The 17,592-nt window shown below is 59.0% G+C and carries 16 protein-coding genes and 1 riboswitch; of the genes, 6 read left to right on the top strand and 10 right to left on the bottom strand.

Translation table 11 applies throughout. The features are described 5' to 3' along the window. Positions 1-96: 96 nt before the first annotated feature. Genes ACQR35_RS00385 through ACQR35_RS00375 form a run of 3 tightly spaced genes read right to left on the bottom strand, consistent with a single transcriptional unit; the run spans position 97 to position 3,118 of the window. Entirely contained in the window at positions 97-915 is an 819-nt protein-coding gene (locus tag ACQR35_RS00385; protein WP_430267910.1) for an energy-coupling factor transporter transmembrane component T family protein, read from the bottom strand. Further along, on the bottom strand, positions 912-2,501 hold the full coding sequence (locus ACQR35_RS00380; RefSeq protein WP_430268906.1) for an ABC transporter ATP-binding protein: 1,590 nt from the start codon (positions 2,499-2,501) through the stop codon (positions 912-914). Before ACQR35_RS00380 ends, ACQR35_RS00385 begins: the two co-directional genes overlap by 4 nt. Beyond that, complete coding sequence (locus tag ACQR35_RS00375) at positions 2,501-3,118, bottom strand: ECF transporter S component (RefSeq protein WP_430267912.1); 618 nt, start codon at positions 3,116-3,118, stop codon at positions 2,501-2,503. Before ACQR35_RS00375 ends, ACQR35_RS00380 begins: the two co-directional genes overlap by 1 nt. 57 nt (positions 3,119-3,175) lie before the next feature. After that, positions 3,176-3,307, bottom strand: a riboswitch (TPP riboswitch). A 133-nt stretch (positions 3,308-3,440) separates the two neighbouring features. Here ACQR35_RS00375 and ACQR35_RS00370 point away from each other — a divergent pair. Genes ACQR35_RS00370 through ACQR35_RS00360 form a run of 3 tightly spaced genes read left to right on the top strand, consistent with a single transcriptional unit; the run spans position 3,441 to position 6,990 of the window. Next, entirely contained in the window at positions 3,441-4,064 is a 624-nt protein-coding gene (locus tag ACQR35_RS00370; RefSeq protein ID WP_430267913.1) for a TetR family transcriptional regulator, read from the top strand. Positions 4,065-4,101: 37 nt separating this feature from the next. Next, a complete protein-coding gene (locus tag ACQR35_RS00365; protein ID WP_430268905.1) occupies positions 4,102-6,678 on the top strand; it encodes an MMPL family transporter in 2,577 nt (858 codons plus the stop codon). Between the two features lie 51 nt (positions 6,679-6,729). Continuing rightward, positions 6,730-6,990 carry a DUF4235 domain-containing protein gene (locus ACQR35_RS00360; protein WP_430267915.1) on the top strand — a complete coding sequence of 87 codons (261 nt, stop codon included), beginning with the start codon at positions 6,730-6,732 and terminating at the stop codon, positions 6,988-6,990. Between the two features lie 111 nt (positions 6,991-7,101). Here ACQR35_RS00360 and mnhG read toward each other — a convergent pair whose 3' ends face one another. The 6 genes from mnhG to ACQR35_RS00330 are packed head-to-tail and all read right to left on the bottom strand — an operon-like array spanning position 7,102 to position 13,518. Beyond that, entirely contained in the window at positions 7,102-7,536 is a 435-nt protein-coding gene (gene mnhG, locus ACQR35_RS00355) for a monovalent cation/H(+) antiporter subunit G (RefSeq protein ID WP_430268904.1), read from the bottom strand. Then, positions 7,526-7,804, bottom strand: coding sequence for a monovalent cation/H+ antiporter complex subunit F (locus ACQR35_RS00350; RefSeq protein ID WP_430267917.1), 279 nt, complete (start codon positions 7,802-7,804; stop codon positions 7,526-7,528). Before ACQR35_RS00350 ends, mnhG begins: the two co-directional genes overlap by 11 nt. Then, complete coding sequence (locus ACQR35_RS00345; protein WP_430267918.1) at positions 7,801-8,358, bottom strand: Na+/H+ antiporter subunit E; 558 nt, start codon at positions 8,356-8,358, stop codon at positions 7,801-7,803. Before ACQR35_RS00345 ends, ACQR35_RS00350 begins: the two co-directional genes overlap by 4 nt. Next, a complete protein-coding gene (locus ACQR35_RS00340; RefSeq protein ID WP_430268903.1) occupies positions 8,355-9,917 on the bottom strand; it encodes a Na+/H+ antiporter subunit D in 1,563 nt (520 codons plus the stop codon). Before ACQR35_RS00340 ends, ACQR35_RS00345 begins: the two co-directional genes overlap by 4 nt. After that, on the bottom strand, positions 9,914-10,504 hold the full coding sequence (locus tag ACQR35_RS00335; protein ID WP_430267920.1) for a Na(+)/H(+) antiporter subunit C: 591 nt from the start codon (positions 10,502-10,504) through the stop codon (positions 9,914-9,916). Before ACQR35_RS00335 ends, ACQR35_RS00340 begins: the two co-directional genes overlap by 4 nt. Continuing rightward, entirely contained in the window at positions 10,501-13,518 is a 3,018-nt protein-coding gene (locus ACQR35_RS00330; protein ID WP_430268902.1) for a Na+/H+ antiporter subunit A, read from the bottom strand. Before ACQR35_RS00330 ends, ACQR35_RS00335 begins: the two co-directional genes overlap by 4 nt. A 196-nt stretch (positions 13,519-13,714) precedes the next feature. Here ACQR35_RS00330 and ACQR35_RS00325 point away from each other — a divergent pair, with 196 nt between their 5' ends. The 3 genes from ACQR35_RS00325 (at position 13,715) to ACQR35_RS00315 (ending at position 16,886) form a co-directional block, all read left to right on the top strand. Beyond that, a complete protein-coding gene (locus ACQR35_RS00325) occupies positions 13,715-15,118 on the top strand; it encodes an MFS transporter (protein ID WP_430268901.1) in 1,404 nt (467 codons plus the stop codon). 82 nt (positions 15,119-15,200) lie between these two features. Next, positions 15,201-15,683 (top strand): cation:proton antiporter regulatory subunit, encoded by a 483-nt coding sequence (locus ACQR35_RS00320; RefSeq protein WP_430267923.1) that lies wholly within the window; start codon positions 15,201-15,203, stop codon positions 15,681-15,683. A 3-nt stretch (positions 15,684-15,686) separates the two neighbouring features. After that, positions 15,687-16,886 carry a cation:proton antiporter gene (locus ACQR35_RS00315; protein ID WP_430268900.1) on the top strand — a complete coding sequence of 400 codons (1,200 nt, stop codon included), beginning with the start codon at positions 15,687-15,689 and terminating at the stop codon, positions 16,884-16,886. A 108-nt stretch (positions 16,887-16,994) separates the two neighbouring features. Here ACQR35_RS00315 and dcd read toward each other — a convergent pair whose 3' ends face one another. Then, on the bottom strand, positions 16,995-17,570 hold the full coding sequence (gene dcd / locus ACQR35_RS00310; protein WP_430269235.1) for a dCTP deaminase: 576 nt from the start codon (positions 17,568-17,570) through the stop codon (positions 16,995-16,997). Between the last annotated feature and the right edge of the window lie 22 nt (positions 17,571-17,592).

The following is a 17,592-nucleotide window of genomic DNA, read 5'->3' as shown; positions in this document are numbered from 1 at the left end:
CATCCATGAGTTATTTAAGTCGAATCGACGCGCCGAAGGGCTCCTTTAGTGAGCCCTAAGTCACCTCATGCGATATTTGGCATAACCCAGTGCGGCTTACTGCTGGGTAAATACAAAGTTCCACGTGCCACACACAACGGCCGCGCTCACCGCTGCTAGCGCAATCAACAAGCCACCGCCCAGCACCCAAACGTCCATCCCACTGTACGCCGCAGGCCGTGCCCACGAGCGTTCGCCGGCACCAAAACCGCGCGCCTCCATGGTCACCGCTAGCCGTGACGCCCGCCGGATCGCCTGCACCAGCAACCCAAAACTCTGCCCCAGCTTCGCCTTGATCCGCACCAAGGGATTCCCGGTGGCCCCTACGCCCCGGGCGCGCCGCGCCATCCCAATGGTCTGCCATTCCTGGACCATGATCCCCACGAGCCGCAGCGCAGCCAATGTCCCCAGCACAAAACGGTGTGGCAACTTGGCCTGCTGAGCCAGCGAATCCGCCAAGTCTGTGGGATCCGTGCAAGCCATCAACAGCACGGCTGGCAACGCAACAGCCAAACCGCGCAACATAAACGCCAGCCCCAAGGTCAGTGAGCCTTCGCTCATGGACCAGATGCCGACGTCGAACAGCATTCTCCCGTGTTCCGGCGCCAGCAGCGCCGTAGACCAACCGCCCAGGATCGCCGCCAAGAGTAGTGGCCAGCCTCGCTGGAACAATTGCCGAGCACTCAGCCCGGCCAGCGGCAGTATCAGCAATTCAGCTGCGAGAGCCACGGAGGCTGACAGCCAGTCAATGGACAGCACCAGCGCCAAGGTAATGATTACGACGGCGGCGAATTTGGCCAGCGGATTGGCCCGGCTCAGCAGCGCCCCACCGGGGGTTTGGGTGTCGTTATGCGGCAAAGGTACCGTGGCGCTCATGCCTGCGCTTCCCTTTCCGAGTGCGCTTCCGAGTGCGCTTCCGGACTCAGTTTCAACTGAGCCCCACCCAAAACGTGAGTGAATTCGGCGTCGTGCGTGACTGCGACAACGGCGGTCCCGGCGTCCAGGAGCTCGGTGAGCAAGGACGCAAGTTCGGCCCATGTATTGGCGTCCTGCCCGAAGGTTGGCTCATCCAAGACCAAAACATCGGGGTGCGCGGCCAGCACTGTGGCAACGGAGAGTCGCCGTTTTTCACCGCCGGAAAGGGTATACGGGTTGGCGTCGGCAAGTTTTTCCAACCGCAAGCGGGCCATAAGCTCTTCAACGCGCTCGTCACCGCGGCCCAATTGCGCAGGCCCAAAGTGCAGTTCGTCGATCACTTTTCCTGTCACAAATTGATGCTCGGGTTCCTGAAATACCGTGCCAATCCGCTCGATCAGTTCCTTGGGCTTCCATCGGTAGGGGTCAGTTCCCGCGCCGCGAGCCAGTGGCTCGCCAGCATTGACCTGGCCAGAGACGGGAGCCAGCAGCCCGGCCAAGGTCAGGGCAAAAGTGGATTTTCCGGCACCGTTTGGCCCGGTAACACTCAGGGCTTCGCCATGCTTCAGGACAGTATTAACACCATTAAGAACCGGGACGGCTGGGATTCGTCTAAATCCGCGGCGTGTGGCTTTTTTGCGGGACACAGCGAGGTCCATTGCGCTCAGTAGCGGCTTGTTTCCAAGATCTTCGGCCATAACCGTGGCGTTGCGTCCCCGAACTTCGGGCACCCAGCCCGGCACCCACACCCCGGCCGCTTTGAGCAGGTCCTCATTGTGGGTCAGCACCGCGCCCGGATGTCCGTCCGAAAGCACACCGTCCGGGCCCAGCACCACGATCCTGTCCACGAGGTCTTTCCATACGGAGACCCGGTGCTCAACCACCAGTAGTGTGGCACCAGTTTTCTCCACACAGCGTTCCACGGCATCGCGGACTTCCAGCACACCGGCCGGGTCCAGATTTGCGGTGGGCTCGTCCAACAAAATGATCCCAGGGCGCATCGCCAATACCCCCGCCAACGCGAGGCGCTGTTTCTGACCACCGGACAGTTCCGCCGTGGAGTGCCACAAAGGCAAGTGAGAAAGTCCGACGTCGGCCAGCGCCTCGCGCACCCGTGGCCAGATTTCCTCGCGGGGCACGGCCAGGTTCTCCGCACCGAACGCCACATCGTCACCAATGCGGCTCAACACCACTTGGCTTTCCGGGTCTTGCTGAACTAACCCTGCCCGGCCGCGGGCCGCCCGCGGATCCAAGCCGTCCAGCAGCAAGGTGCCCTGTTGCTCGGATTCCTCAGTGTCGCTTACCGCCCTAGGTGCGGTAGCGGCGTGAGGCGCGGCCCCGGCGTCGTTATCTCCCAAAACGCCGGCGAGGGCATGTAAAACCGTGGACTTTCCGGCACCGGACGGGCCCAAAAGTAGTACCCGTTCGCCGGGCCGAATATCCAAATCTAGCCCGCGGACGGCCGGGGTGGAGCGGCCAGCATGCCGCCACCCCCAGCCCTGCGCCCGGACGCTTGCCGGCCGGAAAGCCGCAGCTGATGAGGCCATCAGGAGAACGCCGGCTCCTTGTCAGCACGGCGCGAGGCAAAGGAGCTCAATACGCCGGTGGTGGCCAAGCCGCGCGTGGCGATCCACGACAACGCACCGGCGATGATGGCTCCGGAGATGGTGGTGAAGACGATGTAGACGAGCTTGTCCGCACCGGAATAGGCAATGTTCCAACCCCACGGGAGGAAGCAGTCATTGAGGCCACAGAACAAACCAGCGCCTGCACCGGCCAGCAGGGAAGCGGTGAGATTAAAGTTGCGGTACTTCAGCGCAGCGAACACTAACTCGGCGCCCAAACCCTGCAGAATGCCGGAGATCAGCACCGTAACCCCATACTGGGAACCCATCAGCAACTCGCCCATGGATGCTACAGCCTCACAAAAGAGTGCGGCACCGGGCTTGCGGATGATCAGCATGCCCAATACTGCCGGAATCATCCAGCCACCGGCATAGAGTCCGGACAGCGGCGGGTACGCCACGGTTGCGGGGGAAATAAGATTGGCGCCTTGGGACCAAGCCCAGAAAATAACGCCACCGGCTACGGCAATCAGTGCCGCAACCACAATGTCTACTACGCGCCAGCTTTTACGTTGCTGAGCGGCTACTTGCGTTGTCATGTCTTCCTCCTGAGGAAACAGGAGGGGAAAGCGCCCCGGCGTCTTGCGGCCCCGGCACACTTCGAGAACTCGACTCCCTATCGCCGGTACTAACCGGATCAGGTTCGAGGGTCTGCGGTCATCCGCACTCTCAGCACCCACACAGCTGACCCGTTAAGGTCCGACGGCGGCGCTCCCCTGTCGTATAAATCTGCCCTGATGGGCGTGGTCAACTTTACACCCGTAGGGGCGCGCGGACGCAGGTGGAGGCCTGAAACTTTCTAAAATCCTTACACTCCGGGCAATTTTGCACTGCGTGCACTTAAGGCTCTAAGCTGAGCGAGTGACACTCACCGCTCCAGAACTGCACTCCCGGCGCGAACAAAACAAACTCGCCACTCGGCAGGCCATCATTCAGGCTGCGCTGTTACTGCTACGCAACCATGGCCTCGGCCAGTTCACCGCAGACCAGCTCGCCGAAGAAGCCGGCATTTCACGCCGCACGTTCTTCAACTACTTCCCCAGCCCCGAAGCCGCCCTCGCCGCGACCACCGAGGGTTTCCTCGACGTCGCAATTGCGAGTTTTTATGACCGACCTGCGGATGAATCGCTCTTGGACTCAGCCATCGCGGCCGTGTCCGCACTGGCAGATCCGGGCCATCTTGGCCCCATGGCCGAGGTGTGTTCGTTGACCATAGGGCAAGCTCAAATGTCCCGTTTTCAGCTCGAAGCCTGGGACAACGCCACCGCCCGGCTCACCGAAGCCACCTTGCAACGATTAGGCCCGGACACTGATCAGCTCTACGTACGCGCCATGGTTGGCGCGGTGATCGCGTGCGGAAAAGCCGCCATGGAAATCTGGCTGGAACGCCACGGCGGCAAAGACAACACCCCCGAATCACTCGCTGAACTACGCCAACTTCTCGTGGAATCCATCTCGCTGTTGCGCGACGGTTTTGCCCACTAACTTTCCGCCTCAACCCACGTCCTAGAACGGTCTTCCCATGGCTCTTTTGCTTTACCGGCTCGGAAAATTCTCCTACCAGCACCGCCGGTGGGTGGTCACCTTTTGGCTGGCCCTCCTGGTCGCCGTCGGTGGTTCCGCCGTCGCTTTCCACGGCACCACATCCAACAACTTCAAGATCCCGGGAACCGAAACGCAGCGGGTCCTCGATGAGTTGAAACAAGAGCTGCCCAAGTCCGCTGGCGGCAGCGCCCCCGTGGTGTTTGAAGGCAGCAATGGTGCGGCAATTACTGATGCGCAAAAAACTGCCATCTCCGCAGCGCTCAAGGACCTCTCCAGCGTTGACGTGGTGGAAAGCTCGGTAGACCCCTTCACCACCCAAGCTCAGCTGGATGGCGCCCTCGCCACCTTGGAAGCCAACCAGAAGAAGATCGACGACGGCAAGGCCCAGCTAGCCGCCGGTCAGAAACAACTCGATGCCGCCAAAGCGCAGATAGATGCAGGCAAGGCCCAAGCCGCCCAGGCTCAAGCAGCTGGTGTCCAAATCCCCGCAGCTCAGGCCGCTGCAGCCGCCGCACAGTTAGAGGCCGCTGAAAAGCAATACAACGACGGCGTGGCTCAAGCTAAAGCCAGCGCCCAGGAACTTACCGATGCACAGAGCAAACTGGACCTCGGCAAGCGTCAGCAAAAGTCTTCCGAAGGTATGCGCTTTGTCTCCGAAAACGGCAACGCCGCGGTGGCACAAATCCAGTTCAACACCTCCATCAACGCCCTAACCCCGGCTCAGCGCGAGCAAGTTCAGGACGTGGTGAATAAGGCCAAGTCCTCCGGCGTGGAGATCTATTTCAGCAAGGAAATTGTTGAAGACGTTTCTGAGCTCTTTGGTACGGCCGAAATCGTAGGCCTGGCCGTGGCTGCATTGGTGCTGCTGCTGATGCTCGGCACCCTGGTTGCTGCGGGGCTGCCGCTCCTGATGGCCATCATCGGTGTGGGTGTGGGTGTGGGCGGAACGTTCGCACTGACCGGCGTGATTGAGATGAGCTCTGTTTCCCCGATGCTCGGCCTAATGATCGGCCTCGCGGTGGGCATTGACTACTCCTTGTTCATCGTCAACCGCCACCGGAACCAGCTGCTTGAGGGCATGGAGATGGGCGAATCGATCGCCCGCGCCACCGGAACGGCCGGTAACGCGGTGACCTTTGCCGGCCTCACCGTGGTGATCGCCCTTGCCGCACTGGTTGTTCCGGGCCTGCCATTCCTTGCCGTGATGGGTATTGCTGCAGCAGCAACTGTGGCGATTTCCGTGGCCGTTGCCATCACGCTCACCCCGGCACTCCTAGGCGTCATTGGCACCAAGTTGATTTCCAAGCGTGCATGGAAGAGGCGCGAAAAGCACCTCGCGCACACCGCACACCACGCCAAGGACGACGACGGTTCCCACGGTTGGGGCGGTTTTGTCACCAAACACCCGTGGCTCTCCTTGGTGGTCAGTGTGATTGCCTTGGGCCTGGTGGCAATCCCCGCCACCCAGCTACGTTTGGCACTACCCGACGGCGGGACGGAACCTGCCGATTCGAGCGCCTACAAGGCGTACAGCACTGTTGGCCAGAACTTCGGTGAAGGCATGAACGGCCCCATCGTGTTGGTGGCCAAGCTGCCTTCCGGGCTGAGCGAAGCCGATGCCCAAACCAAGGAATACAACATCTCGGAAGTTCTGCGCACTGTGGAGAATGTTCAGGCTGCAGTTCCGGTTGCTCTGAGCGAGGACCGCACTACTGCGGTTTTCCAGATCATCCCCAAGGAAGGGCCGGCCAGCGCCTCGACGGTCAAGGTGGTTTCCGATCTGCGGGCTAAAGGCACGGAGTTGAAGTCTTCTGAGGACGTCACCATCGGTTTGACCGGTCAAACCGCCGCCAACGTGGATGTTTCCAACAAGCTCGGCGACGCCCTACCACTGTATTTAGTGATTGTGGTGGGCCTTTCACTGATCTTGCTGATGCTGGTGTTCCGCTCCATCATTGTTCCGCTGCTAGCAACGGCTGGCTTCCTACTCTCCCTTGCCGCGGCATTTGGTGGAGTGGTGGCCGTGTACCAGTGGGGCTGGCTGGGAAACATCTTTGACGTTCACCACCCCGGCGCAGTGCTGAGCTTCTTGCCGATCATTCTCATTGGTGTGCTGTTCGGTTTGGCCATGGACTACCAAGTGTTTATTGCCTCGGGTATGCGCGAGGCCTACATGCATGGCGCCACGGCTCAGCGGGCTGTGCGAAGCGGGTTCAGCCATGCAGCGAAGGTGGTCACCGCTGCTGCGATCATTATGACCAGTGTGTTTGCCGGGTTCATCTTCAGCCATCTGACAATGGTCCGGCCCATGGGCTTTGCCATGGCGTTCGGTGTGCTGGTGGATGCCTTTATTGTTCGCATGACCATCATCCCGGCAGCCATGCACTTGTTGGGCAAGGCAGCTTGGTGGCTGCCGAAGTGGCTCGAGCGCATTTTGCCGGACGTTGATGTGGAAGGTGCCAAGATCGTGGCCCTCACCTCGTCGCCAGCTGAAGAATCTGCTGTTGAAGAATCTGTGGCAGCAGAGAAAGACGCGCCCGCTCACAGACGCTAGGCTGGATCCAGAGTTGTTCGCAGGAAAAATTCCCATCACGAGGAGTGATCAATGAACATTTTGCTGAAACTGTTGGGCACGGGCGTAAGCATCGGTGCAGGAATTGTTGGCAGCAAGCTCGTCAACGCTGCGTGGCTCAAGGCCACTGGCAACAAGCCGCCTAAGCCCGGCGATGAGGCCGAATCTAGCCTGCGTCAGGCATTGGTTTTCGCCCTGATTTCCGGTTCGGTGAGTACCGTTATTCAGGTGCTCACAGGCCGTGGAACCCAGCGAGCCATTGCTCGATTCAACAAGACTCAGGACATCGTCTAGGGCCATCGCACGCCGCGTCATAGACCCTGATCACGTGAGTCGTGAGAACCGCTACATTTTTGGACATCCGCATCCGGGATCCCGGATGCGGATGTCCAAAAATGTAGCGACTTACGGGTAAGTCCGTTCGCGATCTACTCGCGCTCCGGCGTCTGCTTCATCAGTTCCCTCAGTGCCCTGTTCGGCGGCATGGGCTACTACCTCGTCCAGATCATCCAGGCTCAACAACTCGGGGTGACGGTGTTTGGTCCGGTACCCAGCCCGGCCCACCATGTGTGCTGACACGGGCACGGTGAGTAGCTGGAAGATCCACGCAACAATGAGCACCGGCCACACCACCCAGGAACGCATCTGCAAACCCACTGCGGCGAGCAACAAAAACAAACCAAGAACCTGCGGCTTTGTGGCAGCGTGCATCCGGCTCATCAGATCCGGGAAGCGCAACAAGCCAATGGCCGCGGCCAAGGACATCAACGCCCCCACCACCAAAAATACTGCGGTGAGCCCGTCAATAATGGCGTCCCCAAGAGAAGCGTCAAGAATCATTGCTCTCGCTCCTCCGCTCAGCCACAAAGCGCGCCACTGTCACCGAACCAATAAAACCAATCAGGGAAATGGACACCACCAACACCAGATTGTTGAGGTTCCGGTTCGCTGCCATGTCGATGCACAAGACAGCACCAACGATCGCGAGCAACACGTCGGTGGCAAGCACCCTGTCCAGCAAGGACGGTCCGCGCGCAATACGGATAATGGCCCCCACCGCGGCTAAGGCGAGGATCACCGAGGTGACAATCAAAACTATGGTCATCATCGGCGTCGTCCCTGTTCATGACTGTTGTGCAGGGCCGTAAGGTCCGTTCGGCTACCCATAATGGCAATCAGATCCGCCTCGATCTGCCGCACCTGCTGGCGTAGCTGTTCAGCGTCCTCGCTGTCCCGAATATTGAGCCCGTGCAGGTACAGCGTGGAGGTGCTGCGGTCCACATCTACCACCAGCGATCCCGGAATCAGCGCCGCCACGTGCCCGGTGGCTGTGACAATCAGATCGTCGTGACTGCGCAGCGGGACGGCCACCACCGCATTACGCACCTGAGGTCCACGCGCGACGGCGATATACAGCACCTGGCAACTCGCCACAATCACTTTCCCCAAAAAAACGACGGCAAAACATAGAGCCCGCAGCACATTAAACCGCCCGCTGAGCTCCACGGGTGGTAAGTAAAACAAGCGCGCAATTACCACCCCAATAACAGCCCCAAAAATCAGGTTGCCAGCGCTGAAGTCCCGCCACAGTGCACCCCACACCAGCACAAGCCACAGCAGCAGCGGGAGTTCTTGTTTAAGCGAAATCCGGTGACGGGTCACTTGGCACCGTCCTTTGCCGGAACTGGTACATGATCGCCTAGGACTGCGTGAATGTACGGTGTACGGTCCAGCATTTCGTGAGCCGCCTGATCGCTAAACCGAAATAACGGCCCGGCAAAAACAGTGAGCGCTACACCCATAGCCACCAACGCTGCCGTGGGGAACACCATCCCCCACGGCAGCAGGCGGCTGGCAGGTTCATGGCCCAGAAGGGCGGGCGCTGGGAACTCGGCGTCTGAGGGTTTGCGCCAAAATACCCTGTTCCAGACACGCGCAATGGCTAACAAGGTCAACAGTGAAGCCACCACACCACCGGCCACCAAGACGTACGCAAGTGGTGTCCCCAATTGCACACCAGCCTGTAGCAGACCCAGTTTGCCCAAGAAACCGGAGAACGGCGGGATCCCAGCAAGGTTCATCGCGGGGACAAAGAACAGCAGCGCTAGTAGCGGGCTCAGCTTGGCCATTCCCGCCAAACGGTCCATAGACGAGCTGCCACCGCGGCGTTCAATCAGGCCAGCCACCAAAAAGAGCGAAGTCTGAATAGTGATGTGATGGGCCACGTAAAACACCGCAGCCCCCAGTCCAGCCACTGAGCTGATCGCCAAACCAAAGACCATGTACCCAATGTGACTGACCAAGGTGAAAGAGAGTAGACGTTTGATATCGCTCTGGGCAATGGCACCCAGGATTCCCACAATCATGGTCAACAACGCCACCACCATCAGCGGGGTGTTGAGAGTGTCCCGCGGGAACAGCAACGTTTCCGTGCGGACCATGGCGTAAACACCCACCTTGGTCAGCAAACCTGCGAACACTGCCGTGACCGGCGCGGGGGCCGTGGGGTAGGAGTCAGGGAGCCAGAAGGAGAGCGGGAAAACTGCGGCCTTAATACCAAAAGCAACCAGCAGCATCACGTGCAGGAGCGTTTGAATTCCGGGATCCAGTTCAGCGAGTTTGATCGAAAGATCAGCCATGGTGATGGAACCTGTGGCCCCGTAAATCATGGCGATCGAAATCAAGAACAGCACCGAAGACACTACCGAGACCACCACGTACGTAACGCCGGCACGGATACGGGGACCCGTCCCACCTAAGGTCATCAACACGTAGCTGGCGGTTAGCAGGATCTCGAAGCCCACATAAAGGTTAAAAAGATCCCCGGCCAGGAAGGCGTTCGAAACCCCGGCCACCAGAATCAGGTACGTGGGGTGAAAAATCGAAACAGGACCGTCCTCGCCGCCGTCACTCACACCCTGCGCTGAGGCGTAAAGCAGCACCGCGAGGCTGATCGCCGAGGAGACCACCAGCATAAGCGAGGAGAACTGGTCCACCACCATCACAATGCCAAAGGGCGGCACCCAACCACCCAGCGTCACCGCGTACGTTCCGCCGTTCCACACCGAGCCCAACAAAACACATTCGAGCGCCAAGGTGAGGGACAAAATTCCAACGCTGACGGTTCGCTGAGCCTTGGCATGACGGATCAGCATAAAGGTCACTGCGGCACCCAAAATGGGCAAGAGTACTGCCAACGGGGCAAGACTTGCTACGTTCACTGCTGCTCACCGCCGTCGTTCTGAAGTTTGCCTGCGCTGGGTTGATCGGTAGGGCTGTCCTCAATCAACCGGGTGGACCCTGGTTGCTCTTCGGCCGCATGTGGGTGATCTCCGGCGTCGGCGGCTCCGGCTCCGGCAGTACCAGGTGCGCGGCCATCGGGGCTCGGTTGCGCCAGAGGGAATTCAGAGGTTTCCACAGGAATCTCAGCGTCATCCTCAGCGTCAAAACTGGGAGTGTTAGCCACGCGACGGTCTTCAATATCATCAGTAATTTCGTCTTCTCGGCCCAGAACCCAAGTCCGGTAGATGATGCCGAGCATAAAAGCAGTGACCGCAAAGGAGATCACAATGGACGTCAGAATCATCGCCTGCGGCAGTGGATCACTATATGCCTTAGCCGGAATACCTTTTTCGAAGAACGGCGCAATCCCGGCATAGCCACCGGTGGTCAGGATGAGCAAGTTTGTGGCGTTAGCCAAAAGCATCAGACCCAAAAGAACCCGGGTAAGGCTACGTTCCAAAATCAGGTAGATGCCGCACGCATAGAGGACACCCATCACCAACAGGAGGGTCAGGTTGATACTCATGCCTGACCTCCTTCGCGGGTCAGTTCGTCAGCCTGTTCAGATTGGACTGCGGGTTGGAAGCGTTTCTCATGGTTCTCATCAATCTCCGAACCGAGGCTACGCAAAACGTCCAACACCAAACCAACCACCACAATGTAGACGCCAATATCGAACAAAGTAGAGGTCACAAATTTGATCTCACCAAACACCGGCAGGCTGAACTGGATAATGGCGCTTTGGAAAACATCGCCGCCCAAAAACAGCGGAAACAAGCCGGTCAAGGCGGCAAGGGCAAGCCCCACTCCCAACAATGTTCCGGCACTGACCGGGCTTGCCTCAGCAAGTTCAAAACGGCCACCAGCAAGGTAACGAATGGTCAGCGCCAGCCCGGCCATCAGACCGCCGGCAAAACCACCACCGGGCAGATTGTGGCCAGCCAGCAGCAAGTAAACAGAGAAAATGATCATGGTGTGGAAGATGAGCCGCGTCACAACCTCAAAGATGATGGATCGGCGTTCCGGCGCCAAGGTACGCCCCGCCACCAGCCACGCATCCCGGGTGCTCGCCGCGAATTTCCGGGCAGTGTCCAAAGCCGCAGCCTCACGGGTGCCTTCCTCCGCACCTTGATGCCGGCCCACCACACCATCCTCAACAGCACTACTGGAAAGCACGTTCTCCCCGCGCGAGCGCACAAAAATCAGGCTCGCAACACCCGTAGCTGCAAGGGCCAATACGGAAATCTCGCCGAAGGTGTCCCACGCCCGAATATCCACAAGGGTGACGTTAACAACGTTCAGTCCCCCACCGCCGTCGTACGCCAATTGGGGGAAACTCAAGGAAACCGGATCAGCAACCCGGGCGCCCATCACGTAGATAGCCACAAAAATCATGGTCACCCCAAAGGCCACGCCAATAATCACGCGGACCAGCCGGTATTTGCCACCAGTTCGGTCCCGTAGCGCGGCGGGCAGGCTACGCATAGCCAAGACAAAAGCGGCCAACACAATGGTCTCCACAAGCATTTGTGTCAATGCCAAGTCCGGGGCGCCCTGCAAGGCAAAAATGAGCGCAATTCCATACCCGGTCACTGAGACCATCAGCACGGCATAAAAGCGTTTATTGGCCCGGACTGCAGCAAGCGCACCAATCACAATGCCAACCCCGGCCACCCATTGCAGCGGAGAGCCCGGATCAATCCAGTGCATTCCGTCCGGCAAACTTTGGCCGTTGATCAACAGCACTGACGCCGGAACAGCAAAGGCCACGCTAAGGATCACCGCGAGGTAGAAAAAGATGGAACCACGCTGCGTGCGGCCGGTAATCCACACCGCCGCATCATCCAAACCACCAATAACGTTCTGGTACACCTTGTCCGAATCCACCCACGCCGGCACTTTGCTCTGCCAACGGCTCACCGGCTTGCGCAGTAGGTACAGCGCAATTCCCACCATGAAGGTGATAGCCGTGAGCCCCAATGCGGGTGACATACCGTGCCACAACGCCAGGTGCCCTGCGCCGTGAGTTGCTGTGCCGTGAGCTACTGTCCCGGCGTTCTGCTCCAATAGTGCCGCATACGGTTGGATCCAGCCGTCAACTGGTGCCGGCCACAGTCCATACACAATGGTGAGCACGCTCAACAGGGCTGGTGCGGCAATAAAGGACGGGCTGACCGCCTTGAACGGGGTAGCCGCAACACCGGGTTTGTTGGCAAAAGCGCCCCACATAAAGCGGGCACTGTAAGCGAAGGTGAGGATGGAGCCCAACACCATACCAACCACAATCACAGGCCCCCAGGGATGAGCGTGATCGCCGGTTCCCCATTCAACAAAGGCCGTAAACACCGATTCTTTGGCCACAAAACCGGCCAACGGGGGCAGCCCAGCCATGGATGCGGCACCAACCGCTGCAATAATCCCCAGCGCGCGGGCAGAGGAAAAGACACCAGAAAGTTTGCGCAGATCGCGGGTCCCGGTTTGGTGGTCAATGATGCCAACCACCAAAAACAGTGTGGCTTTGAACAGCCCGTGACCTAGGAGCATGGCGATCCCGGCAAGCGCAGCCGCGGGTGTGCCAAGGCCAACCACCATGGTCAAAAAGCCCAGCTGGCTGACGGTGCCATAAGCCAAAATGAGTTTGATATCCGTTTGGCGTAGCGCCCGGTAGCCGCCTACCAGCATGGTGGCGAGCCCCAAGCTCAGAACAACCGGCAGCCAGAACTCGGTGGTAGCAAACCCTGGGGCCAGCCGCGCCACCAGATAAACACCTGCCTTGACCATAGCTGCAGCATGCAAGTACGCGCTGACCGGGGTGGGCGCGGCCATTGCGCCAGGCAACCAGAAATGGAATGGAACCAGGGCGGACTTGGTGACAGCTCCCACCAAAATCAGTACGACGGCGCCTGCCACACTTCCTGAGGTTGCCGGGGAATTCACCAGCTCCGAGGCGTGATCCAGGATGCTGGAAATCCGGTAGGTGCCGGCTGCGTTGCCGAGCATAATCAGCCCGATCAGCATGGTCAATCCGCCAGCCGTGGTGACCATCAACGCTTGCAGGGCCGAGCGCCGAGCTGCCAAACGAGTGCGTGCGTACCCAATGAGCAAGTAGGAGAGGATGGTGGTCAGTTCCCAGAAGATAAACAGCAGAATGAGGTCATCTGCGGTGACAAGTCCGAACATCGCACCGGCGAAGGCCAAGAGTTGGGCGCCGAATCCGCCTAGGTGAGAGTCCTTGTTTTTGAAGTATCTGGCGCAATAGACCAGCACCAGTGCGCCGATTCCCAGCGCCAAGAGGCACATGATCCAGGCGAGTGCGTCTAGGCGGAAAGCTAAGTTCAGGCCCAGTTGTGGGATCCAGGGTTGCAGCTCGGTGACGGCGCCGTTTTTGCTGCCGAAGACGGCGTTGTGTTGGGCCAAGAGCCACACAAAAGAACCGGCCGGCACTGCGGCGAGCGCATAGAACGAGTTCCGTCCCCAACGCTGGAAGATCCAGGGCGCAACAATTGCCAACGTAAAGTGGGTGGCAAGAATTGTCAGCACTAGGTTCTCCGCAAAATCGTGGGATTCGGTTATCAAAAAGTTGGAGCAGGCGGCAAAAAGGTTGGGTTCTGTGCCAGCAGTTTATCAAGTGGAAGAGCATCCCCCACCCCTTGAACCCATTCCCTTTACCAGGCGTTACACGGATGTTAGCGAAGATCAGCCCAGTTCTGCCTTGAGCTCCGGCTAGCATTCCACTATGAGCACAGGACCTACCCCGGCTACTAGCGCGCCACTTTCCGAACTCGAGGTTGGCACATCCACCGTGAAGAAGCGGCAGATTGCTGCGTGGGCTGCATGGGACTGGGGTTCTGCAGCATTCAACGCGGTGATGACCACCTTCGTTTTCACCGTGTACTTGACCTCCAAAGCGTTCGGGGGCGAGGACCATGCTTCGGCCGTTCTGGGTGGAGCCTTGGCGATTGCCGGGGTGTTGATTGCGCTTCTAGCTCCGGTGACCGGACAACGTTCGGATACAGGCGGGCGGCGAAAATTCTGGCTCGGAGTGAATTCCGTGGCGGTGGCTGTGCTGACCGGCTTGTGCTTTTTTGTTTTCCCCAGCGCCCAGTTCTTGCTCCTTGGCGTCACACTCATCGCCCTAGGCAACGTGTTTTTTGAGTTTGCAGGTGTGAATTACAACGCCATGCTCGCCCAGATTTCTACACCCAAAAATATTGGCAAAATCTCTGGCCTCGGCTGGGGAATGGGTTACCTCGGCGGCATTGTGGCGTTGCTGATCGTGCTCCAGCTTTTTGTGCAGCCGTCCTTCGAATGGTTCGGCTCCAGCACAGAGAACAGCTTGAACATTCGTCTTGTTGCAGTGTTCTCAGCGCTGTGGTTTATGATTTTTGCCCTGCCAGTCCTGTTCGCTGTACCCGAACTTCCACGCAAAGTCACCGGCCCCAAGCTTTCCTTCACGGACTCGTACAAACTATTGATTCGCCGGATCAAGGCGATCTACCGCAGCAGCCCACACACCATCTACTTTTTGCTCGCGAGCGCCATCTTCCGCGATGGATTGGCTGCGGTGTTCACTTTTGGTGGTGTGATCGCGGCCGGAACGTTTGGTTTTGAACTCAAGCAGGTAATTTTCTTCGCCATCTTCGGCAATGTGGTGGCAGCGGTCGGAGCGATTATCGGCGGTTGGTTAGATGACAAAATTGGCCCCAAACGTGTGATCGTTTTCTCCCTCATTGGACTGCTGATCGCTGGCACAGCAATTTTGGTGTTCGGCAACAATCCACAGTCGATGTTCGGTCTGAGCTGGAGCGGCACCACCACGTTCTGGATCTTCGGGCTGCTGCTATGCCTTTTTGTGGGCCCCGCGCAGTCCTCTTCCCGGGCTTACTTGGCCCGCCTGGCACCGAATGGCGAATCTGGCGAGCTCTTTGGCCTCTACGCCACTACTGGCCGCGCAGTTTCCTTCTTGGCCCCGGCGTTGTTCACGCTATGCATTGCAATCGCGGCTCCTGTCGTGGCTGAAGGCCAGGCTCAGCGTTGGGGAATTTTGGGCATTATGGTGGTCCTGCTCGCCGGGCTTTTGGTGCTGTTGCCGGTGAAGTCACCGGAGGAAATTACGACGGCGGTAGTCCCGGAGCACTAAGAGCTCACCGTTTTGCCGGGGACAGTTCACGCTGAAGCTTTTCAGCCAGCGGGAGTCCCCCTGAGAGGACTAGGCTGATGGCATGAATGTGGAAGAAACCGAGCTGCCCGGACTGGGCCTCCGCAAGGACTTCATGACCGCTTCCGGCCGGCGTATTGGTGTGGTGCTTCACCGGGACGGGTTGACCGAGTTCATCGTCTCTACTTGGGATGATCCAGACACTTGTCAGGCTTCCATCCCGCTGACGAGTGCCGAAGCCTTGGCGTTGGGGCAAATGCTGGGGGGTCAGGGAATCGTTAACCAGCTCACCGAAGAGCACAGGGACGTCCCCGGCATTGAAACACGTCAATTTTCAATCGGGCAGGATTCGCCATTTTTGGGCAAAGCCATGGGCGCCGCCTCGATCCGCACCCGCAGTGGTGTGTCTATTGTGGCGATTATGCGTGAAGGCGAAGTGATCCCCTCGCCCGGTCCCGACGTCGAACTTCGCAAGGGTGACTTGCTGGTGGCGGTAGGCACTCTGCAGGGTTTGGAAGCTGCCGCAGCGATTCTGCGCAACGGGTAAGCGGTGGATAACCTCGCGCTGACCCTGATTGAACTCGGTGCAGTTGTTTTCAGTTTGGGACTGTTGGCCCGGCTGGCCGGGCGCATTGGCATGTCCCCGATCCCGTTCTATCTCTTGGGTGGTTTAGCTTTCGGCGCGGGCGGAATCATCAAGCTTGACGGCATCCGCGAATTCAGCCACCTATCCGGTGAGATCGGTGTGATCTTGCTGTTGCTGATGCTCGGGCTCGAGTACTCGGCCAGCGAGCTGGTCACGGGTCTGCGAAAGTCGTGGCAAGCCGGTGTATTGGACTTGGTTCTCAACGCCCTACCTGGCGCCCTGGTGGCGCTTTTGCTGGGATGGGGGCCGGTGGGTGCGCTGGTGATGGCCGGTGTCACTTACATTTCGTCCTCCGGCATTGTGGCGAAAGTGCTCACCGACTTGGGCCGGATCGGTAACCGCGAAACTCCTGTGGTGCTTTCCATTTTGGTGTTCGAAGATTTGGCTATGGCCGTCTACTTGCCCATCCTCACGGCAACGCTTTTTGGGGTGAGTTTCTGGGGTGGGCTGCAAACGGTTGGCATTGCGTTGGCCGTGATCACAGTGGTTTTGGTGGTGGCATTGCGGCATGGACACCGGGTCTCCAAGATTGTTCACAGCGAGAATAGTGAAGTCTTTTTGCTCAACGTTTTGGGCGCGGCGATGCTCGTGGCCGGTATTGCTTCAGCCCTGCAAGTGAGTGCAGCAGTGGGCGCATTTATGTTGGGGATCGCGATTTCCGGTGTTACAGCGCATAACGCCACCCGAGTGTTGGAGCCGTTGCGGGACTTGTTCGCGGCGATTTTCTTTGTGGCCTTTGGGCTGAACACTGACCCCTTGTCCATTCCGCCGGTGCTCGGTTGGGCGTTGTTGCTCGCCGTGATTACCACTGCTACCAAGGTGGCAACGGGCTGGTGGGCGGCGTCCCGTGCCGGAATTGGCCGGCCTGGCCGTGCGCGTGCCGGTGCCGCGTTAATAGCCCGCGGGGAGTTCTCGATTGTTATTGCCGGCTTGGCGGTGGCCTCTGGCGCTGTAGTGCCGCAAATCGCTGCATTGGCCACAACCTATGTGCTGATTATGGCGGTGAGTGGTCCGCTCGCTGCCCGTTTTGTGGAACCGGTGATGAAGCTGATCGGGCGAAACTCCAAGCCCAAGCCACCCGCCGTCGTACCTTTCAACACTTAAGCCCCCCGCCGCCGAAGAACCCCTCCGCCGAATGGGTAGATAATGTCCCTTAGAACGGCGTCAAAGCGACGTTATCTACCCACTCGGCGAAGAGCGCTGGACGGGTTACTAAATCTGGCTGCGGTGAAAATTCATGTAGCTGCGCGATGCGGTGGGGCCACGCTGACCCTGGTACCGGTTGCCGTACTCGCCAGAACCATAAGGGTGCTCAGCGGCCGAGGTCAGGCGGAAGAAGCACAACTGGCCAATCTTCATCCCGGGCCACAACTTGATGGGCAATGTGGCCATGTTGGAAAGCTCAAGCGTGACGTGGCCGGAGAAACCGGGGTCAATAAAGCCCGCGGTGGAGTGCGTCAACAGGCCAAGGCGCCCCAGCGAGGACTTGCCTTCAAGCCGGGCAGCAATGTCATCCGGCAGCGTCACGGTCTCATACGTGGAGCCCAGAACAAACTCACCAGGGTGCAGAATGAACGGCTCGTCCGCTTCCACCTCTACCAAACGGGTGAGCTCCGGCTGCTCTTGGGCAGGGTCAATGTGAGCGTACTTGTGGTTGTCGAACAGGCGGAAAAACCTGTCGATTCGCACGTCAACACTCGAAGGTTGCACCATGGCAGGATCGTACGGTTCCAGCACAATGCGTTGGGAATCGATTTCGGCGCGAATGTCGCGGTCAGAGATCAGCACAGACCCAAAATACCGCATGCAT

Source organism: Pseudarthrobacter sp. J1738, assembly GCF_050490315.1.
In the GTDB taxonomy this organism is placed as follows: domain Bacteria; phylum Actinomycetota; class Actinomycetes; order Actinomycetales; family Micrococcaceae; genus JBNPEO01.
The sequence above is the reverse complement of the archived record's forward strand: the minus strand, read 5'-3'. Positions and strand labels throughout refer to the sequence as shown.